The sequence below is a fragment of the Streptomyces sp. NPDC002698 genome (assembly GCF_042888945.1).
GTDB lineage: Bacteria > Actinomycetota > Actinomycetes > Streptomycetales > Streptomycetaceae > Streptomyces.
This window is the reverse complement of the sequence record NZ_JBIAQM010000001.1, coordinates 342,012-366,746: the sequence shown is the minus strand read 5'-3', so window position 1 is coordinate 366,746 and position 24,735 is coordinate 342,012. Positions and strand designations below refer to the sequence as shown.

Annotated in this window: 16 protein-coding genes; 2 read left to right on the top strand and 14 right to left on the bottom strand. The window is 73.1% G+C overall.

Annotated features, from left to right (window positions below):
* Window positions 1-78: 78 nt before the first annotated feature.
* From fxsT (ACFYW9_RS01615) to ACFYW9_RS01555, 13 genes are all read right to left on the bottom strand, one after another.
* Window positions 79-3,525, bottom strand: a complete 3,447-nt coding sequence (gene fxsT / locus ACFYW9_RS01615; RefSeq protein ID WP_389143196.1) for an FxSxx-COOH system tetratricopeptide repeat protein — start codon at window positions 3,523-3,525, stop codon at window positions 79-81.
* The gene (locus ACFYW9_RS01610; RefSeq protein ID WP_389143192.1) at window positions 3,522-4,829 is read right to left on the bottom strand and encodes a CHAT domain-containing protein; all 1,308 of its coding nucleotides are present in this window, start codon (window positions 4,827-4,829) and stop codon (window positions 3,522-3,524) included. The genes fxsT (ACFYW9_RS01615) and ACFYW9_RS01610 overlap by 4 nt, the downstream gene beginning before the upstream one ends.
* Window positions 4,819-6,630: a magnesium chelatase gene (locus tag ACFYW9_RS01605; RefSeq protein WP_389143190.1), complete on the bottom strand. Its 1,812-nt coding sequence runs from the start codon at window positions 6,628-6,630 to the stop codon at window positions 4,819-4,821. The genes ACFYW9_RS01610 and ACFYW9_RS01605 overlap by 11 nt, the downstream gene beginning before the upstream one ends.
* A 9-nt stretch (window positions 6,631-6,639) precedes the next feature.
* Complete coding sequence (locus ACFYW9_RS01600; protein ID WP_351859307.1) at window positions 6,640-7,536, bottom strand: AAA family ATPase; 897 nt, start codon at window positions 7,534-7,536, stop codon at window positions 6,640-6,642.
* Window positions 7,537-7,595: 59 nt separating this feature from the next.
* A complete protein-coding gene (locus tag ACFYW9_RS01595) occupies window positions 7,596-7,964 on the bottom strand; it encodes a CU044_2847 family protein (protein ID WP_389143186.1) in 369 nt (122 codons plus the stop codon).
* A 132-nt stretch (window positions 7,965-8,096) separates the two neighbouring features.
* On the bottom strand, window positions 8,097-11,108 hold the full coding sequence (gene fxsT / locus ACFYW9_RS01590; RefSeq protein ID WP_389143183.1) for an FxSxx-COOH system tetratricopeptide repeat protein: 3,012 nt from the start codon (window positions 11,106-11,108) through the stop codon (window positions 8,097-8,099).
* Between the two features lie 273 nt (window positions 11,109-11,381).
* Window positions 11,382-12,863: an aKG-HExxH-type peptide beta-hydroxylase gene (locus ACFYW9_RS01585; RefSeq protein ID WP_389143582.1), complete on the bottom strand. Its 1,482-nt coding sequence runs from the start codon at window positions 12,861-12,863 to the stop codon at window positions 11,382-11,384.
* Window positions 12,863-14,119, bottom strand: a complete 1,257-nt coding sequence (locus tag ACFYW9_RS01580; RefSeq protein WP_389143579.1) for an FxsB family cyclophane-forming radical SAM/SPASM peptide maturase — start codon at window positions 14,117-14,119, stop codon at window positions 12,863-12,865. The genes ACFYW9_RS01585 and ACFYW9_RS01580 overlap by 1 nt, the downstream gene beginning before the upstream one ends.
* A gap of 542 nt (window positions 14,120-14,661) precedes the next feature.
* Entirely contained in the window at window positions 14,662-15,024 is a 363-nt protein-coding gene (gene fxsA / locus ACFYW9_RS01575) for an FxSxx-COOH cyclophane-containing RiPP peptide (protein ID WP_389143180.1), read from the bottom strand.
* Window positions 15,025-15,078: 54 nt separating this feature from the next.
* Window positions 15,079-18,390 (bottom strand): SAV_2336 N-terminal domain-related protein, encoded by a 3,312-nt coding sequence (locus tag ACFYW9_RS01570; RefSeq protein WP_389143177.1) that lies wholly within the window; start codon window positions 18,388-18,390, stop codon window positions 15,079-15,081.
* 7 nt (window positions 18,391-18,397) lie between these two features.
* Entirely contained in the window at window positions 18,398-19,426 is a 1,029-nt protein-coding gene (locus tag ACFYW9_RS01565) for an AAA family ATPase (RefSeq protein ID WP_389143174.1), read from the bottom strand.
* Between the two features lie 156 nt (window positions 19,427-19,582).
* Complete coding sequence (locus ACFYW9_RS01560) at window positions 19,583-21,706, bottom strand: trypsin-like peptidase domain-containing protein (RefSeq protein ID WP_389143171.1); 2,124 nt, start codon at window positions 21,704-21,706, stop codon at window positions 19,583-19,585.
* Window positions 21,703-22,239, bottom strand: a complete 537-nt coding sequence (locus ACFYW9_RS01555) for a CU044_2847 family protein (protein WP_389143168.1) — start codon at window positions 22,237-22,239, stop codon at window positions 21,703-21,705. The genes ACFYW9_RS01560 and ACFYW9_RS01555 overlap by 4 nt, the downstream gene beginning before the upstream one ends.
* 154 nt (window positions 22,240-22,393) lie before the next feature.
* Between ACFYW9_RS01555 and ACFYW9_RS01550 the strand changes: the two genes are divergently transcribed.
* Entirely contained in the window at window positions 22,394-22,579 is a 186-nt protein-coding gene (locus ACFYW9_RS01550) for a DUF6104 family protein (protein WP_007266501.1), read from the top strand.
* Window positions 22,580-22,621: 42 nt separating this feature from the next.
* Here the strand turns inward: ACFYW9_RS01550 and ACFYW9_RS01545 are convergent, their stop codons facing one another.
* The gene (locus tag ACFYW9_RS01545) at window positions 22,622-23,455 is read right to left on the bottom strand and encodes a hypothetical protein (RefSeq protein WP_389143165.1); all 834 of its coding nucleotides are present in this window, start codon (window positions 23,453-23,455) and stop codon (window positions 22,622-22,624) included.
* Window positions 23,456-23,619: 164 nt separating this feature from the next.
* On the opposite strand from ACFYW9_RS01545, the gene ACFYW9_RS01540 reads away from it, so the two are divergent.
* Window positions 23,620-24,735, top strand: a complete 1,116-nt coding sequence (locus ACFYW9_RS01540) for a DUF4097 domain-containing protein (protein WP_389143162.1) — start codon at window positions 23,620-23,622, stop codon at window positions 24,733-24,735.

Below are 24,735 nucleotides of genomic sequence, written 5' to 3'. Positions count from 1 at the left end.
AGGGGCCCGCCCCCGAGTCCTGGTGGACTCGGGGGCGGGCCTTTCGGTGTTCCGGGCGGTGGCGAAGCCGGGGGCGGTTCACGTGGACAGCGGTTCGAAGTCCCAGTGGGGGCGGTTGCGGGAGCGGGCGGAGATGGTGTGGACGTGCCGGGGGCCCAGTGCCGCGTCCAGGTCTGAGAGTGTCTCTTGCTCGACCTTCTCGGCCTGGCGGCCGTCCCTCAGGGTCCGCAGGTCCGCGGCGAGGGCGATGCGGGCGGAGAGGGTCAGCGGGTGGGTGCGGCCGAGAGTCCGGGTGGCCAGGGTGACCGTCTCCTGGCTGAGCACGGTGGCCCGCTCCGGGTCGCCCACGAGGTTGCGCAGGGCGGAGGCGTTGATCGCGCAGCCCAGCGTCCAGGGATGGGACTCCCCCACTGCCGTTGCCATGTCGGCGAGTGCGTGCTCGATGACGGCATGAGCCTGATCCCGTTCGCCGACGTTGCGCAGGACCAGGGCGTGGTTGGCGCGGACCCCGGCGATGTAGGGGTGGCCCTCGGCGAGCATCACCTCGTACCGGGCGACGACGGTCTCACCGATCTCACGCGCCTGGTCGATGTCGCCGTGCTCACGGATGAAACAGCTGGTGGACGCGGCGAACCTCAGCGTCTGCGGATCCGTTTCACCGAGGGCACGCTCGCAGCGCTCCAGCACCCGGGTGAGAAGGGCGCCCGCCGCCGCACGGTCCCCGGTTCGGTAGACGCACAGGGCCAGGTTGTGCTCGGCTTCGAGCGTCTGGGGGCCGTCCGCCCCCATGACAAGACGGTATTCACGTACGTTCTTGGCCTGGATCGACTCCGCCTCGGAATAGCGGCCGAGCAGCCTCAGATCAGTGGCGTACGACATCTCTGAACTGAGCGCCCAAGGGTGCCGGGCCCGCAGCAGCTGTCGGCGTGATTCCAGCGTCTTGCCGTCGATGTCCAGTGCCGCTTCGTAATGCCCGAGCAGACGCAGGGACACGGCCAGATTGTTCTGGGCGCCCAGGGTGCGGGTGTCCGCGTCGCCCAGGAGGTCCGAGTAGGCCGTGAAGATCCACCGGGACAGTTCCAGAGCCTCGTCGTAGCGGGCCAGGCCACGCAGGTCGGCGGCGAGGCCGCTGACCGCGCGCAGGTGGTCGAGGTCCTGTTCGCCCCGCTCCCGGCGCAGGTGGTCCGCGGCTTTCCTCTCCAGGGCTTCCGTTCGTCTGTAGTCGCCCACCGCGCGCAGGAGGTTGGCGTAGTGGTGGGTCAGTTCCCAGATGCGGGGATGGGTGTCTCCGAGGCGCGACTGCCAAGCGGTGAAGGCCTGTTCGGCGAGGTGGAGCCCAGCGGCGTACTCGCCGGAGATGTAGAGGTAGCGCAGACATTCGAGGACCATGTCCTGCGAGGCCGGATCGGTGTCGCCCAGGGCGTCGGCGTACTCCAGATGAGGAACGATCTCGGCGTAGTCGGGCCACGTGTCCGGGTCGGTCGGCCGGCCCGGGACCGCCGCGGCGAGCGAGGCCCTGGCCGCGGCGGCATATCCTTCGGCGTCCTCCGGTGACATGTCCTGACGGGCTATCCGGTGCACCATCCGGTGCAGGCACAGGACCGTGGCCTGCGACTCCAGCCGGGCCACGGAGTACTGCGACAGTTTCCGGAGCGTCCTGTCCCACAGGTCCGGATCGTCGATCAGCCCGGCCAGCCCCTCCGGCCGTACCTCCACCGGCACGCTCTGGAGGAGGCGCACGGGTATGGAGCCCGGTGAGAAGAACGCGCACAGACGGAGCAGGCCGACGGATTCGGGGACGGTCTCGCGCAGCCTGTTCAGCAGGATCGCCCAGGCGGTCCGGAAGCTGGCCGGGAAGTCGGCGGAGAGAGCGAGTGCGTTGCCGTCGGCGCCGCGTTCGAGCAGATCGATGTACTCCTGCACCGGCAGGTTCGAGTCGTTCAGCCAGCTCGCGGTCTGGTCGATCAGCAGAGGCAGGTCCTCCAGAGCCTCGGCGAGCCGGTGGGCCTCGCTCCGGGTGAGCCGGGGCGCACGGCGGCGGATGAGGTCGACGGACTCGTTTCGTCCGTAGAGCGGAACCTCCAGCAGTTCGGCTCCGTGGAGCGCCCAGTCCGTGTTGCGGGTGGTGATCAGGACGTGACCGCTTCCGGTCGGCACCAGGTCCGCGATGCCGTCGGCCTCGTCGGCGCTGTCCAGGACGAGCAGCCAGCGTCGGTGCGGCACTCCGCGGAGCAGTGCCTGGTGGACGGCGCGAATGCGTTCGCCGTACTCCCTGCCCGTCTCCAGCCCCAGTGCCGGGGCGAGCTGGGCCAGGCGTTCACGGAGTGTGCCGAGCTGGTCGGCGGTCGCCCACCACACGACGTCGTATGCGGGGCCGAAGCGGTAGATGTACTCGGTGGCCAACTGGGTCTTGCCGACGCCCGACATGCCGCAGAGCGCCACCGCACCGGAATCTGCGGCGCGAAGGCGCCTCCCCAGTTTGTCGAGCAACGCGTCGCGGCCGGTGAAGCCCGGGTTGCGGAGCGGTACACCGCCCCACACCTCAGGAGCGTCCTCGGGGAAGCGGGGACCTTCGTGGCCCTCGTCGTCCGGCGAGGGCGACGCCGGGAAGCCCAAGCGGATCAGCAGGCACCGCTCCGCCTCCCGGGCGCCGAGGCCGTACAGCGCGACCGGTTCCAGGACCGCAGCCGCTGAAGGCAGGGACGACGAGGTGACGCTGACAGCGGCGAATCGGCCGGCGTTCGGGACGACGACCTCGCGCACGGCCGTGTCCCATTCGTCGTGGCCGCGCATCCCTGTCCGGAAGTAGTGGTCGTGAAGGACGAGGAGCACCCGGCCGGAGGTCGGCAGACAGTCACGCAGAGCGTCCGCTGTGGACATGCCGTCCGGTGGGTCCCAGAGACGCAGCGCGACCTCGTGACCGCGCCGCTCGAGCCGGTCCGCGATCCACACCGCCCAGTCCCGGTTGAAACCGGCATAGCTGACGGTCACGCTCTGCCGCCCGTCCTCGAGCGGGACGGTGACGGCGGGCCGCCGCTCCCCGCCGCGCGGCGGCGCCTGGTGATGCGATGGCAAAGGGCCGGACGCGCGGGCGGGCAAGACCTGTGCGAGTCGGGCCCGCGGGTTCCGTTCCGAGTCACGTTCCTTGATCTCGGAGCGCAGTTCGGCCTTTCGGACGGGCACGCCCCACTGGTTGGTCACCGTCAGCCACAACGCGGCGGGCCCGGGGACAGGGCCCGTGGTCACACGGAAGTTGGCCGGTCCGTAGGTGCCGCCGAAACGGTGAAGGACGACACTCGGCTCGTCGAGTGCCGTGCAGACGAAGTGCGGGGAACCGTCGAGCGCGACGGTGAAGGCGAACTCCTCGTCGGGGTAGGGCCATTCGGCGTCGCTGTCGTCCTCCGCGAGCGGTCCCCGCAGATCGACCGTGACGAGGTAGTCGCAGTCCGTCTCGGCGCTGTGCGGCCAGGCGACGACCGGTTCGATGAGCAGCGGGCGCTCGTCGGGGCGGGACGGATCGCTCATGGAGCTCCGCCCTTCCCGGCCTCTCGGGCTGTCAGCCGCAGTGTGGTGAGGGGGTGACCGTAGTAGTGGAACATGAACGCGTACAGCAGTCTCAGGATCCGCTTCTGGCCGAGTTCGTCGACCTTGCCGTCGTCGTCACGGATCGGTGGAACCGCGGTCGGCGGGCCGAAATCCTCGGCCGCGCGAGCCCTGAACGACAGCAGCGTATGGGTGACCGGCCGCTGCGGGTGCCGTGCGACCTGTTCGACGAGTCCGCGCACCAGCGCGCGTGCCTCCTTGTCACCGACCTGACCCGCCGTGACGATGCAGCCGCCGGCGCCTTTGCGCAGGAAGAGTTCGGCGAAGCCGCGCAACGCCTGTTCTCCCTGGGCGCTGTTGACGACGGCACGCCCGGAGTGACAGGCGTTGAGGCACACCAGCGAGCGGTCGGCTCGAAGGGCTCCCATGGCCTGGCCGTTCAGTTCGGCCCAGGTGCGGTTGCCGAGCGTGAGACGCGGGAGGGATTCGCCGTAGGTGCCGTGGCAGCCCATGTAGACGAGCCCGGTGGGCTCGTCGGGGGTATCGAGGGCTTGCAGGAACGCGCCCATCCTGGCGTGGAGTTGATGGGCGTAGGGGAGGAACACCTGCCCGTCGTCGGCCATTTCGTGATGCAGGTATCCGAGCACACGGCCGCGACAGGCCCTCGTCTCCCGCGGCAGGTCGTGACCGCTGTCGTGCACGGTGGTCCACCGGGACATCACCACCTCCGCGCCGAGCCATGCCTCCCGAAGGCCTCGCCCGTGGTCCTCGGGCAACAGGAAGAGTTCCCAGGGGAGTTCGTAACCCGTGTCGTCCCAGACGAGGAGCCGCAGGGCGGTGTCGTGCCGGGCACGGATGCGGTTCAGCCAGTCGCCCAGCTCCGGCTGGTTGCGCGACCACAGATGGATGGCGTGGAGGACGTCGGCCGGGTATTCGCCGTCACGGCGGAGGTTGCCCAGACCCGCTCCGGGTGCGCTCAGACGAGGGGACTGGGCCGCGCCACGGACCGCGAGGTCGCCGCACCAGCCGGCCACCCGGTAGGCGTCACGGCCCGCGCTGTCGTGGGCGCGGACGACGTAGAGCACGGCTTCTCCCTCCTGAAGACGCCGGTACGGGTGGGCCGCGGCACCGCCGACACCGAACGCGGCCTCGCGGGGCTGCCGGAGGCTGCGCAGGGAGGCGGGGGCGCGGCGAGCCGCCTCCTTCAGGCCGGGCAGCGACGCCCGGCGCACCATGGATCCCGTCCCGGAAAGCCACCGGGCGCCGTGCTGCGGGTCAGCCCCCATGGCCCTCCCGTCCCTCGACGACGGTGGCGCCGAGCTTCTCCGCCAAGGCGAACGGCAGGTCCCCGTACGGAGTTCGCGCCGCGTCGACGACGGCCACGCGCAGCCTGCCGCGGTCCAGGACGGCGAGGGGCGCCGCCGCGGCGAAACTGTCTTCGACACCTTGCGCGGCCACGGGTCCGAGCAGACGGCCGGTGTGGCTGGCCTGCAACGGGACGTTGCCACGGCCGTCGGTGACCACGACCAGCCAGGCCTCGGCCAGGGCGCTTCCTTGCAGGCGAAACGCCTGGCGCAGCACCCGACCGGCCTGCTCGATGCCGTGGGCGAGGGGCGTCGCCCGCCCCTTGGCCCGGTACAGGGCGGCCAGGACCCGTGGGTCGAGCACTCCGCGCGCGGCGAACGACTCGGCCCGCAGCTCGTTCGGCGCGTCGGCGCCGCCGACCTCGATGACCTGGAGGGCGGCCCGCGTGGTGTAGGCCCATTGGAGGAACGGGGTGAGCGCGTCCTGCCAGTCCCAGTCGCCCCGGCACGTGTGGTCGAGCAGCAGGGTGAGCAGGTGTTCGGGTGCGGGAGCCCGGACGTTGCTGTGCAGGTCGACGGCGGTGACGGTGAACTCCGCGTGGCCTCGTATCCGTTGGTGCACGGCGGCTTCCCGTACGGTCCGTACCAGCGCGAGGTCCCGCAGGTCTCGCGCCCGTCGGGTGCCCACGACGGCTCCGCGCGCTGCGGCCGGCCCCGAGCGCCGCTGCCAGGGGTTGCGCAGGGGCGTGAATTCGCGGAGGGCCGTCGCCTCGTCCTCCGGGTACGGCACTCCGGCCGGGGCACCCGGCCCGGGGCCGACTCCCTGGGCGGGTCCGGACGCCAGCATGGGTGCCTCGTCCGGCGGGCGGGGCCGGTTCTCGCTCCGTGCCCCTCGGCGTGTGAGATCGCCGGGGCGCGGCAGCGGTGGAGGCGACACGCGGGACTCTCCGCTCTCCGGCGGCTCGGCGGGCGGCGGGGCCTCGGCGACTCGGATCCCGATGAGCCGTGCCGCGTCCTCGCAGTGCGCCGCCGTCACCTCGCGGTGGCCGCCCAGGGTGGCGAGCGCTCTCGCGAGCCGTGCCAGGGCGAGGCTTCGGCGCGGGCCCGCGCCGGGTCCGAGGATCTCGTGTACGCGGGTGACGGTCTCGTCTCCGCTGACGGCCAGCGGGACCGGGGCCGGGGCCGGCGGTGTCTTGAGTGGCCGCGGGGCCGGCGGTGTCTTGAGCGGCCGCTCGGCAGGAACCGTACGCAATCCGGGCACCGCGAGCCGCAGCGCGAAGCGGTCCAGGAGGTGCGGGGTCACCCGCCCCACGTCCTCGGAGCGGCACACGGCGAGCCAGCGGGCCCGCGGCCTGTCCACGAGCCGCAGGCCCGGCTGTTCGACGCAGACGACATCGGAACCGAGGAGCTGCACCGCGGCCCGCGTCCCGGCGATGCTGAGATGTGCCAGGTCGGGCACGACCGCCAGGGGTGGCGGGCCCTCGGCGGAGACGAGCGGACCGGGCACGACGGTGAACGCGATGCCGTCCGGGTGCCGGTCGAACCGCGAGGTGCTCCACAGGTCCTCGTCGCGGGTGGCGGCGCCGAGCGGGACGCGGACCGCGGGCGGGCCCGGCTCGCCGAGGATCGCGGCGAAGAGCCCGGCGACCGGGCGTACGAGCCGGGGCTCGAGGTCGAAGAGCAGTACGCCGGACAGGGCCGGGTCGAGCGCGGCGCACCGGAAGGCGCGCTCCAGACGCCACACGTCGTCGGACGTCTCGGGATCACGGGTTCGCGTGGTCATGTGACGGGCTCAGTCCGCGTCGAAGAGGTCCTTGATCCTTGCATCGTCGTCAGGCCCCCAGTCGAAGGTGCCGCCGTGCGCCGCCTCGGGGCGGCGATGGCGCAGGGCAAGTGGCAGGACCCGGAGCAGGTGGTCCGGCGCGACGCGATCGGAACCGTCCAGAGCGGCCAGCGCGCGAGCGGCCTGGGTCGCGACGATCTCACCGCGCTGTCCGACCGCGTCCAGGCGGCCGGCCGCCTCGGCACACAGCCGCAGGACCCGGTCGGGCACGTCGACACGCGGGAGCCGGGACCGGGCGGCTTCGAGACGGTCTCGCACGGCGGCGTCGTCCCGCTCGGCCTGCGCGATCCACTCGGAGCCGTCCGGCGACCGCGCCTCCTCGAAGGCGAGGACGGTACGGATCATGCGGTGCCGGGCGTCCGCGTCCAGCTCCGTGGCGGTCACCATGAGCCCGAACCGGTCCAGCAACTGCGGGCGCAGTCCGCCTTCTTCGGGGTTCATGGTGCCGACGAGCCCGAAGGCGAGCGGCTTCTCGGTGGCCAGCCCTTCGCGCTGCACGGTGAGCACTCCGGTGGACACGACATCGAGGATGATGTTGACGACGTGGTCGTCGAGGAGGTTCACCTCGTCCACGTAGAGGATTCCCTTGTCGTGCGCCTCTTCGAGGAGTCCGGGCTGTTCGAGGGGCTCACCGCGGATCAGCGCGTCGAGCCGCCAGCCTCCGACGACCCGGTCGTCGGTCGCGTTGATGGGCAGGGTGACCGGCAGCTCCCCGTGGGCCATGAGGGCGAAGCCGCGTACGAGGGTCGACTTGGCCGTTCCACGGGGCCCGGCCATGAGCACGCCACCGATGCGCGGCGCCACGTGGTTGAGCTCCAGGGCCAGTTTCAGTTCTTCCTGTTCCACGACACGGCTGTACGGAAGGATCGAGCCACGCCATCGGCTCGTCTCCGGTGCCGCGCCGCTCACGAGGCGACCCCGGCCGTGCCCCCCGCCGTGTCCGGAACTCCGGCAGTCTGCCACCGGAAGGTGATCTGGAGCTGCGCCTCGGCCCCGCTCTTGACGAGGGCCGCCACCCCCGCGTCGACCTTGATGGAGAGCTGCATCTCGATCTCGTCGGGCCGCAGGCTCGCGTCGAGCTCCTCGAATCTCCTGACGGCTTGCGCGGCGCACCGGCGCGCGAGGTCCAGTCCGTCGCTGTAGGCGTCACGGGCCACCTCGACGACTCTGCGGGCGGCTCCTCCTCTCGTGTCCTCGTCTCCGTAGACGAGGTCGAGACCTCCGGAGGCCGGATCGCTCTCGACCTCGACGGGAATGGGTCCATCCGCGCCCACCGGGACAGGCCCCACTAAAATCACCACGCGTCCCCCTGGTCGAACTCACCTGCCGTGCATGGTCGTTGAGCGAGAACTGGGTCATTCCCCGGCACACCGGTGGTTATGCGTGCCGGGGATCGACATGGCCGGTCATGTCTCCAGCGGTTCGAAGTCCCAGTAAGGACGGTTGCGGGAGCGGGCGGAGATGGTGTGGACGTGCCGGGGGCCGAGTGTGGAGTCCAGATCGGAGAGGGCCTCCTGCTCGACCTTCTCCGCCTGACGGCCGTCCCGCAGAGCCCGTAGGTCGGCGGCGAGGGCGATGCGGGCGGAGAGCGTCAGCGGGTGGGTGCGGCCGAGGCTCTCCGTGGCCCGGGTGACCGTCTCCTGGCTGAGCGCGGCGGCCCGCTCCGGGTCGCCCACCAGGTTGCGCAGGGCGGAGGCGTTGATCGCGCAGCCCAGCGTCCAAGGATGGCGCTCTCCCAGGGCCGCCTTCATGTCGGCCAGCGCCTGCTCGATGACGACGTGGGCCTGGTCCCGTTCGCCGACGTTGCGCAGGACCGAGGCGTGGTTGGCGCGGACCCCGGCGATGTAGGGGTGCCCCTCGGCGAGCATCACCTCGTACCGGGCGACGACGGATTCGCCGATCTCCCGCGCCTGGTCGATGTCGCCGTGCTCACGGATGAAACAGCTGGTGGACGCGGCGAACCTCAGCGTCTGCGGATCCGATTCGCCGAGGGCACGCTCGCAACGCTCCAGCACCCGGGTGAGCAGGGTGCCCGCCGTCACACGGTCCCCGGTGCGATACAGACACAGAGCGAGGTTGTGCTCGGCTTCAAGGGTCTGCGGAGCATCGGGCCCCATCACGAGACGGTACTCATGCACGTTCTTGGCCTGGATCGACTCGGCCTCGGTATAGCGGCCGAGCAGGCGGAGGTCTACGGCGTAGTGGAGTTCGGAGGACAACGTCCACGGATGCCGGGCCCGCAGCAGCTGTCGGCGTGATTCCAGCGTCTGCCGGTCGATGTCCAACGCCGCTCCGTAGTGGCCGAGCAGCCGCAGGGACACCGCCAGGTTGTTCCGGGCGCCCAGGGTGCGGGAGTCGGCGTCGCCCAGGAGGTCGCTGTAGGCCGTGAAGATCCACTGGGAGAGTTCCAGGGCCTCGTCGTAGCGGGCCAGGCCGCGCAGGTCGGCGGCCAGGCCGGTGGCGGCGCGGAGGTGTTCCAGGTCCTGCGGACCGCGTTCCTCGCGCAGGTGCTCGACGGCGGCACGTTCGATCGCTTCGGTGTGCTGGTAGTCACCGACGGCGCGCAGCAGGTTGGCGTAGTGGTGCGTCAGCTCCCAGACCCGCGGGTGGTTCTCGCCCAGCAGGGTCCGCCAGGCATCCATGGCGCGCTCACCGAGGGTGATGCCCGACTGGTATTCACCTGAAATGTACATATACCGCAGGCAGTTGAACACCAGGGTCTGTACCGCCGGGTCCTTGCTCTGCAGCACGTCCGCGTACTTCAGGTGCGGGACGATCTCGGCGTACCCCGGCCACAGCCGGGTGTCCGTCGGGCGCCTCGGGTCCGCTGCCGCCAGGGCTCGGCGGACCACGTCGATGAACTCGCGGCGGTCCCCGTCGGGCATGTCCTTGCGGACGATCTGGTGGACCATGCGGTGCAGGTACAGGGACTCGCCGGAGGAGGCCGCCTCGTCGCCGGCCGCCTCGTGGGACTCCAGGCGGACGACGGAGTACTGGCGGAGCTGGTTGATGGCCTTGTTCCACAGCAGCGGATCGTTGAGCAGTCCCGCGATCTGTTCCGGCAGTTGGTCGTGCGGCATCTCCTTCAGCAGGCGCACGGGGATGAACCCCGGTGCGAAGAAGGTGCACAGGCGGAGCAGGTCGACGGACTCCGGGACGGTGTCGCGGAGTTTGTTCAGCAGTATCGACCAGGCGGTCTGGAAGGCGACCGGGAAGTCGGCGGAGATCTTGACGACGTCCTGGTCGATGCCCCCGTCCAGCAGGGCGATGTACTCCTGGACGGACAGGTCCGAGTCGTTGAGCCAGCCGGCCGTCTGGTCCAGCAGGAGGGGCAGGTCCTCCAGGGCTTCGGCCAGTTGGTCGGCCTCGGGTTCGGTCAGGCGGGGTGCGCGGCGGCGGATGAAGGCGACGGACTCGTCGCGGGCGTAGACCGGCACCTCCAGCAGTTTGCTGTTGTGCTCGCTCCACTCGGGGTTGCGCGAGGTGATCAGGACGTGGCCGGGCCCGGTGGGGACGAGGTCGTAGATCTGGTCGGGCTCGTCCGCGCCGTCCAGGATCAGCAGCCAGCGGGAGTACGGGGCGCCCCGGCGCAGCGAGTCGCGTACGGCGCGCAGCCGTTCGCCGTACTCCGCCCCGGTCGACAGGCCCAACTGCGGGGCGAGTTCGGCCAGTCGGCGCCGGTAGGTGACCCGTTTCTCGGCGTTGACCCACCAGACCACGTCGTACTCGGAGCCGAAGCGGTAGACGTACTCGGCGGCGAGCTGGGTCTTGCCGACCCCGGACATGCCGTGCAGCGTGACCACGCCCGCGCCCGCCTCGGCGCCCTGGAGCAGGTGGTAGGCGTCGTTCAGGAGCGGCTCGCGGCCGGTGAAGCGGGTGTTGCGACGCGGCACTCCGCCCCAGACCTCGGGCATGGCGGCCGGGAAGCGGGGGCCGCGCCGGGCGCCTTCGACGGACTCGGGAAGAGGTTCGGAGGGCAGGTCGAGGCGTTCGAGAACGCGGCGCTCGGCTTCGTCGGCGCCCATGTTGTTCAGGTCGACCGCGCTGAGCACGGTGGTGGCCGTCGGCAGCGTGCTGTTGGTGACGGAGACGGCCGCGAAGCGGGACGGGTCGGGCGCGACGACCTCGCGCAGCGCGGCGTTCCACTCCTCGTGGGTACGCGGGCCGAGCTGGAAGTACCACTCACTGACGACGATCAGGATGCGGCCCTTGGCCAGGGTCAGGTCGCGCAGCAGGTCGACGAGGGGCACCTCGGCCGGGGAGTCCCAGCGCTGGTACACCACGCGATGTCCACGCCGCTCCAGACGGTCCCCGATCCAGGCCGCCCAGGCCCGGTTGAAACCGGCGAAGCTGATGGTGACGGTCTGCTTCGCGGACCCCCTTTCGGCTGGCCCGACCGGCGTACGAGCTCCAGACATGCAGCGGCCTCCCCGCGCGTGATTTTAGAACCGCCGCGAGGGTCGGCGATAGGGCGCCGACGCACACCAGTCGCTTGCTCCACGGTTCGGTTTCAAAGGTGTTCAGCGACGATCTTGGCGCACTGGGCCTCCCGTGTCCGGGAACCCGCGGCTTTCGGCGAGGATGGCTCAATCGGGGCGGGGCGTGAGGCGTTCGACGGGCGCGCGGGGCGCGTTCGGCGGGCCTCGCACGACTCGGTCGGTACGCTCCGCGCCCGCCTCGGGATGCGCGGTTCATTCGCCCGGTGCGTGACGCCGGTTCCACAGTGCCCGGGCGGCCTGGACGTACGCCGTCGCGCGCGCCGCGTGTCCGCGGGGCGGCGGCTGCTCGGCGAGCCGTTCGTGCACCTCGACCATGCGGTCGACGAACTTGCGTCCCCGCACGGTGAGATCACCCGATCCGACGAGCGCCGGCAGGACGGCCCCGACCTGTGCCTGATAGCGCGCGTGCTGCGTCCAGGCGGCGTCCCGGAGGGTGGGGAGCGTGGCGGCGAGCGCGCCGCGCTGGAAGAAGTCCGCCAGCGCGAGGTGGGAGTAGGCGCCCTGCAACAGGCCGTCGTACGGGCGCGGATCGGGGCGCCAGGGTGCGAAGTGGCGTGGCGCCGGGCTCGCGTGATGGAGCGTCATCATGTCGCTGAGCGCGGCGAGTTTGGTGTGCTGGATCTCGTGGACGAGGGTGGCCGCGAAGGCGGTCGCCGTCGCCGGCGCGCTGCTGAGGACCGCGCCGAAGGCCTCGCGCCGGGTACCGCTGCAGCTTCCGCCCGCCCCGCCCGGTACCGAGCCGGGCGGGGCGGCCAGCGGGACCAGACAGCGCAGCAGGGTCACCGATTCCGCGAGCCGGCGTTCGCCGCCCGTCCCGAGGGCCGCGGCGGTGCCCGACCAGGTGTGCAGCCAGTGCTTGCGGTCGGCTTCGTCGAGGACGGCCGGGCCGCTCAGGGTGTCCGGGCGGGGTCCGCCGCGGGCCGTGCGATACGGGTCGAGGTCGTCCAGCGGTACGGCGGCGGAGCCCGGCACCAGACCGGGCAGCGTGTACGCCGGTGTCCAGGCGGCGGCCTCCGACCAGGCGCCGGCACCGCTCTGCGGGCGGACGACCACGTCCGCCTCGCCGCGTACCCGGAACGTCAGCCGCCCGCGCCGGTGCACGACGGCCACCTCCGTGTCCCCGGAACCGGAACCGCCCGTGCGCAGCGCGCCGAGCGAGGGCAGCGCCAGCACGCCGTCGTGGGCCGTCAGCCGTACCGCGTAGGACACCCCGGCCCGCGCGGCCGCGACGGCGGCGAGTGCCCCGAAGCGGGAGAGCGCACGGCCCTGTTCACGGGCGTCCCGGGCGGGGAGCGGGTCCGTTCCGGCACCCAGGGTGCGCAGGAGGTCCCTGGCCCAGGGGCCGATGAACGGGTGGAGCAGGAGGGCTCGCACGGGGGACGGCGGCGGCCGGTTCCCGGAGGCCGCGTCCCCCTCGGACACCGGAAAGGGGCCGCCGGGCCCGTACGGCTCCAGTCGTTCGGCCTCCTCCAGCAGGGACCAGTCCTCGCGCAGCCGGGTCAGCGCGGCCGCGGGACAGACGTCCGGGCCGGCCGACCCGGCCGCGTCGAGGACCGCGCGGAGCAGGAGCAGCCGTCGGGTGTGCTGGTCGCGGACGAGGAGCCCGAGGGTCTCGGGGCCGCCTTCGGTGCGGCCGAGTTCGTCCACGGCCCGTTCCGGGACCGCGGGCAGGATCACAGGACGTCTCCTTCGAGGGCGGCGGGTGCGACGGGCGCGCGTACGACGGGCGCGGGGGAAACGGCCGGCCCGGGCGAAGAGACCGGCGCGGCAGGGACGGGGGGAACGGCCGTCCCGGCAGGCACGGGGTAAACGGCTGATCCGGCGGGGACACCGGGCACGGCGGGAACGGCGACCGCCCCCGCCATCCTCCGCGCGACGTGGCGGATGAGGCGCTGGAGGTCGGCGCAGTACACCGACGGGTTGGTGAAGCCGTGTCCGGCCCGGTATCGATGCGCGTAGTGTCCGCCGCCGCACACGGTGAGCAGGGGGCAGGCCCGGCAGGCCGCGGCCAGCGAGGCGGCGCCCGCCTGCCGGGCCGCGACGCCGGGGTGGCGCAGTGCCTGGTCGAAACCGTTCCGGAAGACGTCGAGGCCGGTCCTGGCCGCCCCCTCGTAACAGGACTTGAGGGAGTCGACCTGCTCGATGGAGCCGTCCGTCTCGACGACGACGGCGTCGAAGGGCGCGAGGCCGAGGGACTCGGTGGCGGCGGGCAGCCCGAGGAGCAGCGCGACGCACTCCTCGAAGAGCCGTACCCGCGTCTCGCGTCGCCCGGCCCGCCACCAGCGGTCGAAGACGGCGCACAGCCAGTCGCCGTAGGGAGTTCCCGGGCCCTCCCGGTGGGGTGGCGGCGCGGACCAGTTGCCGTGCGGGAGCAGCAGGTCGAGGGCCGGCGGCCGCAGCGAGAGCAGTGACTCGTACAGCTCGACCGGGTCCGTGGTGGGGTCCACGACCGTGAGGATCCCGGCGTACGCCTCCGGATGGCGTTCGGCGATCAGGCGGGCGCCGCGTGCGGCCGCGGGCCAGGACGGGCGGCCGGCGTGGTCGGTGCGCAGCGTGTTGTGCTCGGGCAGGCCGCCGTCCAGGCTGATGCCGACGCGGATGCCGTGCCCGGCCAGGACGGCGAGCCGCCGCTCGGTGAGCAGGGTGGCGTTGGTCTGGACGGTGGCGTGCACGGTGCAGTCGTCCGGGACCCGGTCGCGTACGAGACCGGTGAACCGGACGAGGGTGCTCACGCCGGCCAGCAGGGGTTCACCGCCGTGCAGGACCAGGGACACAGCCGTCATGCCGTGGGCGCGGGCGTGTTCGCCGATCCTCAGCGCGGTCCGCTCCAGGACGCCGGGCGGAGCTGCGGCGGGACGGTCGCGCCAGCCGCGGTCGGGGCCTTCGTAGAGGTAGCAGTAGCGGCAGGCGAGGTTGCAGCGGCCGTGCATCTTGACGATGAACTGCCGGAAGGGGAAAGGCGGTTCGGCTGCGGGACCGGCACGCGAGGGCCGTTCGGGGTGCTGTGCCCGGGTCGCGGTGACCGGAATCGGTGTCGGAGCCGGGGTCACGGTGACCGGAATCGGTGCCGGGGAGGTCGCCTCTGCAGACACTCCGGCACCCCCATGGTGTACGGCCCGGCACCCCCAAGGTGTACGGCCGCTCGATCCCACGCCGCGAACCGCGCCACGGCCCCCTGCCCGTACCGGGCGACATTCCCGGCCACGCACCGGTCACAAACACCGGACGTCCGAACTTGTCCGGTTCAACCGCACGGCGGGCCGGAAGTGAGGCGGAAAACCGCTCGCGCGAGGCGGCCTCACGACGTGTTCGGCCGACGGTGTTCCAACGTGTTCGACCAGCGGTGGAAGAGCTCGGGCGGCCGGGGCGCCCGGGACGCGGCGCCCTCGGCCGGCTCCGGCCCCGGCCGTGGGGTGCGGAGCGAGCGATCCCTGGACCGATCGGGTCGGGTCAGGTCAGGTCAGGTCAGCCGTCAGAAAGCGTTGTTGAATCCCCACAGGATCTCGCTCGGCTCTCCGGAGCGGGCTCGCAGATCGGCCAGCACCTCGGTCAGTACCGGGTGCTGGAGCGTCCGCAGCTCCGCGAGGTCGAGGTCCAGCAGGTCAAGGACGGGGAGGTCCGCCGGGTCCGGTGTCCGGGCCGGGTCCGGCGTGCCCGGTGTTCCGGCCGGGTCCGCCAGGTCCGCCGTGTCCGCTGTTCCGGCCAGGTCGTCCCAGGCGGCTTCGGGGTCCGCCGGCCGTTCCGGACCCGGTGTCGGGAGCGGTGACCACGGCGGTCGGTCCCCCGTCGCTTCGCGGTCCCGTGCGCCGTCCGGTACGTCGTCGCGTGCGCCCATGTCTTCTCCCTCGGCTTCCCTGACTCCGCCCCGGCGGCCGCCGGCAGGCGCTCCTCACTCCAGCTCGGCCAGCCGCTGTGCCGTCTGCCGGGCCGTCGGCTCGCCCGTGCTAGCGACACCGTCCGGCAGCCGGGACCACTCGGTCCGGGCGGCCCGGTAGGCCTCGCGCGCGGCACGCGGACGCGCCGCCGCTTCGTAGGACATACCCCGCCAGTGCTGTGCCCGAGCGGCCAGTTCCACGGCCTCCTGGCGCGTGCGCTCCGTCTCCGCCTCCTCCTCGGCCTCGCGGGCCGACTCGGCCGCGGCCCGGAAGGCGTCGACGGCCTCGTCGAGCCGCGCCTTGCGGCCGAGGCTCTGGTACGCCTCGATCTGGGCCTGTCCGAGCTCCAGCCAGCAGCGGGCGGTGGTGAGCGGTGGGCCGTCCTCCAGTGCCGCGAGGCCGAAAAGGTGCTCGGCCTCCCGCAGGTCGACCCGGTCGCCGCGGGCGCGGTAGCGCAGCATCAGCGCGCGGCCGAGCAGCAGCAGGCGGTGTGCGAGTTCGGTGCTGCCCGCCGGTGTCTCGGTGCGGCAGTCCCGCAGCACGCGGATGGCCCGGTACAGCGATTCGCTCGGGGCGCGTCCGTGGTCCGGCACGGCGTGCCGCAGCAAGGCCTCGCCCCATTCGGCGAGGACGTCCGCGTGCGCGGGGGCGTCCCGGGGCACTCCGCGGGAGGCCTGCTCGAACCGCGCGGCGGCGTCCTGGAGTTCGCGCGGGTCGCCCGTGTCGGCGTACCGGGCGACGTGGATGCGCCCGGCGCGTACCAGCAGGGCGGAGCGCAGCCCCTGTTCGCGGGTGAGGGCGAGCGCCTCCTCGACGTGGTCGCGGGCGTCGTCCAGCGCGCCGCCGGACCTCAGGAGCGCGTCGACGAGATCGAGGAGGATGCGGACGCGTGAGGACTCACCGGCGGCGGGCGTGTCCTCGGGGCCGGTTTCCAGGGCGGCGCGCAGGGAGCGCGCGCCCTGTTCCGCGTACAGCCTGGCCTGTTCGTGGTCGGCCGTGGCGCCCGACAGGCGCAGCAGGACGCGGCCGTGGGCGAGCGGGAGCCCGGAGGGGCGGCTGCGCCGGTCGGGCCAGACGTCGGCGAACGCCTCCAGCATGCCGACGGCGCCCTGGAGGAGCGCGCTGTCGCCGCCGAGTCGCCACTGCGCCTCCAGCGCCCGGACCCGCTCCAGGGTGAGCCGCAGGGCCTCGGTGGCGTCCAGGTCGGGCGCGGCGCAGGCCACCGCGTACTCGCGGTCGGCGCGTTGCAGCAGGTCGAGCGCGCCGCGCCGGTCGCCGCGCCGCCTGCGGTCGGTGGCGGCCGCGTGCAGCACCCTGGCCAGGCTGGCCCTCTCGCGCAGGGCGCGGGGGTGCGCGACGGCGCGTTCGGCGGCGGCCTCCGCCTCGCGCAGCAGGTCCGCGCCGCCCTGTACCTCCCACAGCAGCAGTACGCAGTTGGCGTACTCGGCCCACAGTTCCGGGTCGGCGCCGGGGACCGGTTCGTGTTCGGTCGCGCCGCGCAGGAGCTGGACGGCGTCGATGAGGTCCTGCACCATGCCGTCGCTGCCGAACTGGCCGGCCAGTGAGCGGGCCCTGAGCACGGCGGGGTGGGTGGGCCGCTGGTCGGGCGGGCCGTCGGGGCCGCGGGTCGGCGCGTAGGTGGCGAAGTGTTCCGGCAGCGGCATGAATCGCTCCAGTACCCGTGCGGCGACCTCGGCGAAGGGCTGGGGTACGAGGGTGGCGCCGCCGTTGTCGCCGTTCTCGCCCGGATATCCGGCGCCGGGCGAGAACGGCGGTCCGGAGCCGCCCTCGCCGAGCTGTGCGAGCGCCAGGGCGGGGAAGTTGGGGCCTCCCTTGCCGAAGCGGTGCTCGATGTATTCGGAGCAGTGCTTGAGCACGAGCATGGCCTCGTCGAGGCCCAGCGGGGACAGCAGGGCTTCCTGGGCGCCGGGCACGAACTCGTACCACTGGGTGCCGTCCGCGCCGTACTCCTCGGTCCTGGCGCGTGAGACCAGGCCGCTGAGCAGGACCTCGGCCAGTTCGGCGGGCCCGGAGTCGGGGAGCATGGTGCGCTGGACGAGTTGCATCACGGGGAGGCTGAGCGGGGCTGCGGCCAGATAGCCGGCCAGTCGTCCGGCGGCCTTGGAGGCGTTGGAGCGGAACCGGCTGACCAGCTCGAGCCCGGACATCCGGCGTCCGGGCCGGGTGCTCCGGGCGGGCTCGTGGTGCCTGCGCACCCAGCCGACGGCGCCGGCCACGGGTCCCGCGCCGGCTCCGGACAGCAGGCGGGCCCAGGCGCCGAGCGCGGCGGGCTCGGGCGGCAGGACGGGCACGGGGAGCGCGCCGTCGCGTGCTTCGGGCGGGGTGCCGGCGGGCAGCCGGACCTTGAGTGTGGCGGCGCCCGCGAGGGCTTCGCCGCGGGTCAGTTCGCCGTACGACACCGGAAGCCGGGTGCGGTTCCACATGCGCTGCGGCAGCGGCTGGAGCACGGCGGCGGGGCCGAGCCGGGACAGGTGGTGCAGGAGCCGGTGGGCGTGGCCGCTGTGCCACAGGGGGCCGGCACAGTCGCTGACGAGGAGGGTGACGCGGCGGCCTGTCGGGTCGCTCAGCCGGTCGGCGGAGTGCAGGGGGGCCGCGCCGGGCTCGGGGCTGCGGCTGACGGCGGGTTCTCCGTCCGGGCCCTGGTGGAGGTGGCTGACCTGGATGTCCCGGAAGGCGCCGAGCCCGCTGAAGACCTGTTCCAGTTCGGCGAACATCCGGTCCCACACGCGCATGGACGAGGAGGCGTCCATGACGAGCTGGAGGGTGGCGTCGGCCCGGGTCACCCCGCGGAACACCGGCAGGACCAATCCGCCGGCCCGGGCGGTGCGTTCGGCGGTCTCGGTCTCGTCGAGGACTTCGCGCAGGGGCGGTGCCGCGGTTCGGTAGCCCTGCAACGGGCGCAATGCGCGCTGGAGTTCGAGGGGGGAGGGGAACGCGGGCGCGGCGGGTACGCCGACCGGCAGCACCGCCGACCGGCCCTGCCCGTAGCCGCGCGGCGCGCCGTCGCGCGGCACCGGGTACAGCGCGACGCGCCGGTCCGCCTCCGTGTCCCGCAGGGCCGGTGCGGGCCGGCCGCCGGACGGTGGCCGTTCCTCCCGCCGCGTGTCCCGGCGTCCGGCGGCGGGGTCCTCGGCCGCTCCCTGGTGACCGGACGCCGGCGCGCTCCCCCACTCGTTCCCGGGCCGGTCCGTGGGGCGCGACCAGCGTGCCAGCCACAGGGCGTCGGCCAGTTGGCGGGCATCGGGATCCAGCCCGGCCTGCCGTATCCGGGCGATGAGTTCGGCGATCGGGTCGCCGCCGGTCATCAGCGCGTCACCTCGGGCGGTCGAGTCGCTGGATGAGCAGGTCCGCGAGCCGGTCCCGGCTGGGCGGGGCCGCGGCGTCGGTGAGGTAGATGGCGTTCAACAGCTGGTCGGCCGCGACGAGTTCGCTGCGCGAGCGCTCAAGGAAGTGGGTGATCAGATCGTCCCCGGCCCGCGCGGCCTCGTCGCCCAGGTGGGCGCGTACGAAGGTGGCGAGCCGCTTGTGGTCCGGGCGGCCCAGTTCGAGGTGGATGCAGCGGCGCATGAGCGGGGCGGGGAAGTCGCGTTCGCCGTTGCTGGTGAGGACCACGAAGGGGAAGGCGTGGCAGCGCACCCGGCCGTCGCGCACCCGCGCCTTGGTGCCGTCGTCGGTGAGCACCGCGGCCTCGCCGTCGGGCAGGCGGTCGGCGACGCGTTCCAGCTCGGGAATCGCGAACTCGCCCTCCTCCAGGACGTTCAGGAGGTCGTTGGGCAGGTCGATGTCGCTCTTGTCCAGCTCGTCGATGAGCAGCACGCGCGGGGTCTCGGAGGGCAGCAGAGCGGTGCCGAGCGGGCCGAGCCGGATGTAGCTGCCGATGCCCTCGACGGAACCGGGGGCGCCGGTCGCGGCCGGGTCGCCACCGTGCGGCGCGGCGAGCTGCACGTCCTGGAGCCGGGCGATCGCGTCGTAGTGGTAGAGGCCGTCCCGCAGGGTGGAGCGGCTGACGATCGGCCAGCGCAGGACGTTGCCGAGGCCGAGTTCGTACGCCACCGAGTGCGCGAGCGTGCTCTTGCCCGCGCCGGGGCTGCCGGTGACCAGCAGGGGCCGGCGCAGATAGAGCGCCGCGTTGATCATTTCGAGTTCCTCGGCGCCGGGCCGGTGCAGTTCGGCCAGATGCCGGTAGGCGCCCAGCCTGCGGTCCTCGGAGCCGTCACCGTCGCTCCCGGCGGCGTCCCGGCTCGCGAAGTCGCGCCACGGCGGTGGGGCCGGAAGCCGGTTCAGGCCGTCGTGGGGTTCGCCTGCGCCTCGGTAGATGAGCCACTCGCTGGAATCGGTCATTGCCCAGTCCTCGTCGTCACTCGTCCACCCCGGCAGCCGTCGATCGTCGCCTCACCGTATCGACCCGCGGAGGGCCTCGTAAGGCCCCAAGAGGGGCTCGCGGCAGCCCGCTCCGCCTGCTTCGAGCGTCGCGCGACAGCGGGTCGAGCGATGCGGTCATGGCGCCTCCAGCAGGTCCCCGGTCCCGGGCAGGGGCCGGCGCGGGTCGTCGTAGAACAGGGCGATCCCGTGGGCCCAGTAGGTCTCCGGCCGGCCCTCGCGCAGCCCGGCCCGCAGGGCGTGCACCAGTTCGGGAAGGCGGTCCGCACCGCCCGCGCCCGCCACCGTGTCGCCGGCTCTTCGGTGGAACTCGCCGCAGACCGCCTCGGACTGCCCCCGCCAGCGCCGCCACAGGGCGACGCCGTATCCGCCGTGCACGATCCGCACGAGCGCGACCGGGTCGTCCTCGAACCGGTGGTCGCCGTAGCGGCAGAGCACGGGAACGGTCTTGTGCGGCAGGCCGCGCAACGACTCCGCCGCCGGTACGGGTACCCGCAACCCGTCCTCGCAGTCGAGGACTTCGGCCTGTGCGCCGTGCTCGTGGATCCACCGCCAGCGGGCCTCCCGCTCGCGCCGCTCCTCGTCGGCGGGAAGCGTCTTTCCGGCCCGGGCGGCCGCGTCGGCGGGCTCGGGAAGCTGTTCCCGGTCGGCGCAGCGCACGACGACGGGCCGGTGGGCGCCGAGCGGCACTTCGTCCGGTCCGAACTGCCAGGTGTCGACGTCGAGTCCGAGCAGCAGATGGGGCAGCGCCACCTGGAGGTCGGCGGGCCGTCCGGGTTCGTCGCACTGGCGGAAGGCTTCCGTCAGGGCCGGTGCGAGAACGGCCGGCAACTCCTCCAGCGGGGCGCGTTCGCCGTCACGCAGTCGCACGACCTCGCCGGTCGGCCGGCCCACCGAGACGTGCCAGTCGCAGCGGCCCGGCTCCCAGCCCAGCTGCTCCAGTTCGAGCAGGACGAAGAGACGGGGCGCACGGCCGGCGCCGTGCGCGGTGCCGTGCGCCGCCTCTGCTTCCGCCGCCGAGGGGCCACGGGGCGCCAACTGGAGCCGTTCGATCCACTGCTGGCCGAGGCGGCGCCGGTACGCGGGGCCCGGACGGCCCTCGGCGGTCTGCCGCACCCACTCCCACAGCGCCCGTTCGGCGGCCCGGGTGCCCGGTGTGACGAAGGGGCGTTCGGCGGACATCGCCCGCATGGCGTAGTCGAGGACGAGGTCGAGGGCGGCGTCCTGGCGCGAGCTCTCGTACAGCGCCCCGAGTCCGTCGCGCCAGCCGCGCGGAGCCGGATGCGGGATCGCCGCCTGGTCGCCCAGGAGGGATTCGAGCAGGCCGAGCAGGGCGCGGGTGCTGGCCGGCGGCGGCAGATCGGCGAGCCTGCCGAGCAGCTGGGTCCGCTCCTCGGGGCTCAGGGCGCGGCCGGGCCGGGCGCCGAGCTGGTTCTGGACGTCGGCCCAGGTGCTGCGATCGGTGTCCGGGTGGCGCTGCCGGTCCCGGTGGTAGCGGTCGTGGGCGTGGAAGACGGCGTGGTACGGATCGTCGTGCTCGGCGGCCGGCTCCTCGGCCGGCACCGGCAGGGACCGTAACTGCTCCACCCCCGTGCAGGTGCCGCCGAGCCCCCGGTCCGTGCGCGACTTCAGGACTCCGACGACCTCACCGCGTACGGGGTCGACGACCGGCCCGCCCGAGACGCCGGGCGGCAGCACGTCGCCGCCGAGGCGGATCTGCTCGTCGTCGGACCAGCCGCCGAGCGTGCCCTGGACCGTGCAGGTGCCGCTCAGCCGGCGCAGCTCCCCGCCGACCACGGACCAGCCGGAGTACAGGACGACGCCCTCCTCGTAGTAGGCGGCCGGGCGTTCGGTGACGTACGCGCAGTCGTGGTCCACCGGCTCGCGCAGCCGTACCAGGGCGAGGTCGGGGGACGGCCAGGTGCCGCGCGCCGGAAGCCCAGCGCGGTCCGGGAGGACCGTCGCGACCTCGCCGGCGACCGCGGACGTACCGCGGCCCGGCCCCCTCTCGTACACCACCCGCACCTCGTCCCCCTCTCCGCTCCGGACCACATGTGCGCAGGTCAGAACCCAGTTCGGAGCGATGAAGAAGCCGCTCCCGAGGAACGTGCCGGGTTCGTCGAGGGCATACCCGGGGCCTGCGCGATGGATGCGCACGGTGGCGGCCATGACGAGATCACGCAGCGCACGGTGAGCGTTTCCGGGGCCGCCCGGTGCGCCCGGGGCGTGCCCGTCCGTCATGCTCCGCCCCCGCCGGAGGGGTCGGTGGCTCCACCGTGCGCCGGGGCGCCGGGAGACGCGCCCGCGTGCGGGGCGGCCCGGTGCCCTTCCGGGCCGGGTGGCCTCGCGTTCGGGACGGCGGCCCCGCCCCCTCCCCGGCCGGGTGGACCGGCGGGTGGGGCGGCGGCCCCGTTCCCTTCCAGGTCGGGGGGAGCGCCGTTCCAGGTGAGCGTCACGGTGATGCCCGCCTTGGCCTCGCCGTCCGCGAGCAGCCCGACCACCTTGCCGGCCTTCGCCGTCAGCTCGATGCCGAACTCGACGCTGACCTCGTCGGGCCGCACCGCGCGCAGCGGGGCGGCGAGCGAGCGGGCGACACCGGTGATCACCGCGTGCAGGCTCTCGACCTGCGCCTCGACGCGCTCCGCGAAGCCGACGTCCGTCAGCGACAGCTCGCCGCCGGGATCCTCCAGTTCGTCGGCCCCCGATATCCGGGCCCACACCGGTGTTCCGTCGGGCATCTCGATCCGTGCGATGCGCGTCACCGCGTCGCTCATGGCATCCCCCGTTCCCCCACGCCCCCGTGGTTCGAGCCGACCTTGCAGGCTAGCGGCCGGGGCCCGCGCACGACAGAGGCCCTCCACCGGCCCCCTGACCCCGCCTATCCTTTTCCCAGCGTTCCACTTCCCTTTCACCGACGGAGCACCATCCATGTACTTCACCGACCGCGGCATCGAGGAACTAGAGAAGCGGCGCGGCGAGGAAGAGGTCACCTTCGAGTGGCTCGCCGAGCAGTTGCGTACGTTCGTCGACCTCAACCCGGACTTCGAGGTACCGGTGGAGCGGCTGGCGACCTGGCTGGCCCGACTGGACGACGAGGACGAGGACGACGAGTAGGAGCGAGCGCGGGCCCGGGGCACCGCTCCCGCGCGAGGACGGTCAGTCGTAGGCGCGCAGGTGGTCGTACGCCAGGCCGAGGGCACCGCGGAGCGTCAGGACCGCGCCGGCGACGATCCAGCCGCCGCTGTGGCGCCGGATCCCCCAGGCCGTGAGCGGGAGGCCGACGACGAGCTGGGCCGCGGCGAGGGTGCGGGCCCTCGGGCCCCGCAGCCAGGGTCCGAGACCGCCGCTCTCCACGACGTCGAGTTCGGCGCCCACGGCGGCCCGCCAGCCGGTCCACTCGATCTGCTCGGCGTCCGGCCGGCTCCGTACCGCGTCCCGGAGCCGTTCCACGGGTTCCCCGGGGTCGATCCCGGCGGGAAGCAGCACCCCCGCGCGCGTGAGGACGGCGAGCAGCCCGCTCACGCGCGCGTGGGCGTCGGCCGCCGGGTCGGGCCGCGTCAACGGCTCCAGCACCTGTATGTCGAGCACCGGATCGAGCCCCAGACGGGCGGCGAAGGTGCGCATCGCCTCGTCCTCGCCGACCGGGGTGCCGTTCGCCAGCCATTCGTAGCCCACGGTGCGGCGGAAGCCCGAGGCCAGGGTGAACCCGCTGCGGTCGGTGTCCCACCACAGCGCGAGGACGGGCCAGGGCGCGCCGACGGCGAGCGCCGCGGCCCAGCCGGTGAGCACGCGGTCGACGGGTTCCGCGCCCTCCTGCCAGGGCTTGCCCTCGGGGACCAGCACGCTCCAGTCGGGGCCCGCCCCGGCGAGCAGCATCCGTTCGCGCAACAGGTGGACGGCGGGACCGACCGACTCCGGACGGGCCCGGCACAGCAGCAGGGCGCCGGGGGCCGGACGGTCGTCCCTGGACGCGCCGGAGGGAGTCGACATAGCCCTACTTTAGGGCGAATTGCCCGCTTCGATGCACCAATGATCCCCAGAACGGGTGTCTTGACTTTCGATATCCGCGATATATCGTGAATACGAGAGACGCGATATGGCGTGTCGAGCTCGGACTCATGCGAGGGTCCGGTCCGTTCGAGGAGGTCTGCACCATGTCCGAGTGGTCCGTGACAGAGCCGAAGAAGCTCTCCTTCGACGGCCCAGTGCAGACGCTGCACGTGCGCATCGTCAACGGAACAGTGAACGTCGTGGGGACCGACGAGGGTTCCGCCCGGCTGGAGGTGTCGGAGCTCGACGGCCCCCCGCTCCAGGTGACCCAGGAGGGCGGCACGCTCACGGTGGCCTACGAGGACCTTCCCTGGAAGGGCTTCCTTAAGTGGCTCGACCGCAAGGGCTGGCGCCGCGCGGCCGTCGTCTCGCTCGCCGTCCCGACGCACACGCACGTCGAGGTGGGCGTGGTCGGCGCCGCCGCCGTGGTCTCGGGGACGGACGGACGGGTCCAGGTGAAGGGCGTCACCGGCGACACCACGCTCGTCCGCGTCTCCGGCCCCGTGCGCGTGGAGACCGTCTCGGGGAACCTGGAGGCCCAGGCCGTCACCGGCGACCTCCACTTCAACTCGGTCTCCGGGGACCTGACCGTCGTCGAGGGTTCCGGCACCTCCGTGCGGGCCGAGTCGGTGAGCGGCTCGATGATCGTGGACCTCGACGCCACGGGCACGCCGACCGACGTCCGGCTGTCGAACGTCTCGGGCGAGATCGCCATCCGGCTCCCCCATCCCGCGGACGCCGAGGTGGAGGCGAACACCGCGAGCGGCAGCGTCTCCAGCACGTTCGAGGATCTGCGGGTCAACGGCCAGTGGGGCGCCAAGAAGATCACCGGCCGCCTCGGCGCGGGCAACGGCAGGCTGAGGGCCATGACCGTCTCGGGCTCGATCGCCCTGCTGCGCAGGCCCCCGACGGAGGACGAGCCGTACGAGGAGGTCCCCCAACCGCGGGACGCGGCGCCTTCGGCCGGCCCGGAAACGACCGCGGACACCACCCCGGACACCACTGCGGGCGGCACCGCGGGCAACGCGACGGGCGGCTCGGCGGACGACACCACGGACGACTCCGCGACCGCCACCATTGACGACACGGCGACGGACACCGCCGCCGACGACGACCACTCCGCGACGGACACCGCTGACGGCACAGCGAGCGGCACGCCGGGCGACGATGCCACCGAGGGCCGGCCGGCCGACTCCTCGACCGACAAGAAGGTGCTCTGA

Coding starts and splice junctions, on each gene's coding strand:
- ACFYW9_RS01570 (WP_389143177.1), bottom strand. CDS start 18,390: ATGACCGGCGGCGACCCGATCGCCGAACTCATCGCCCGGATACGGCAG.
- ACFYW9_RS01610 (WP_389143192.1), bottom strand. CDS start 4,829: ATGGGGGCTGACCCGCAGCACGGCGCCCGGTGGCTTTCCGGGACGGGA.
- ACFYW9_RS01560 (WP_389143171.1), bottom strand. CDS start 21,706: ATGACGGACGGGCACGCCCCGGGCGCACCGGGCGGCCCCGGAAACGCT.
- ACFYW9_RS01565 (WP_389143174.1), bottom strand. CDS start 19,426: ATGACCGATTCCAGCGAGTGGCTCATCTACCGAGGCGCAGGCGAACCC.
- ACFYW9_RS01605 (WP_389143190.1), bottom strand. CDS start 6,630: ATGACCACGCGAACCCGTGATCCCGAGACGTCCGACGACGTGTGGCGT.
- ACFYW9_RS01580 (WP_389143579.1), bottom strand. CDS start 14,119: ATGCACGGCCGCTGCAACCTCGCCTGCCGCTACTGCTACCTCTACGAA.
- ACFYW9_RS01555 (WP_389143168.1), bottom strand. CDS start 22,239: ATGAGCGACGCGGTGACGCGCATCGCACGGATCGAGATGCCCGACGGA.
- ACFYW9_RS01540 (WP_389143162.1), top strand. CDS start 23,620: ATGTCCGAGTGGTCCGTGACAGAGCCGAAGAAGCTCTCCTTCGACGGC.
- fxsT (WP_389143183.1), bottom strand. CDS start 11,108: ATGTCTGGAGCTCGTACGCCGGTCGGGCCAGCCGAAAGGGGGTCCGCG.
- fxsT (WP_389143196.1), bottom strand. CDS start 3,525: ATGAGCGATCCGTCCCGCCCCGACGAGCGCCCGCTGCTCATCGAACCG.
- fxsA (WP_389143180.1), bottom strand. CDS start 15,024: ATGGGCGCACGCGACGACGTACCGGACGGCGCACGGGACCGCGAAGCG.
- ACFYW9_RS01550 (WP_007266501.1), top strand. CDS start 22,394: ATGTACTTCACCGACCGCGGCATCGAGGAACTAGAGAAGCGGCGCGGC.
- ACFYW9_RS01545 (WP_389143165.1), bottom strand. CDS start 23,455: ATGTCGACTCCCTCCGGCGCGTCCAGGGACGACCGTCCGGCCCCCGGC.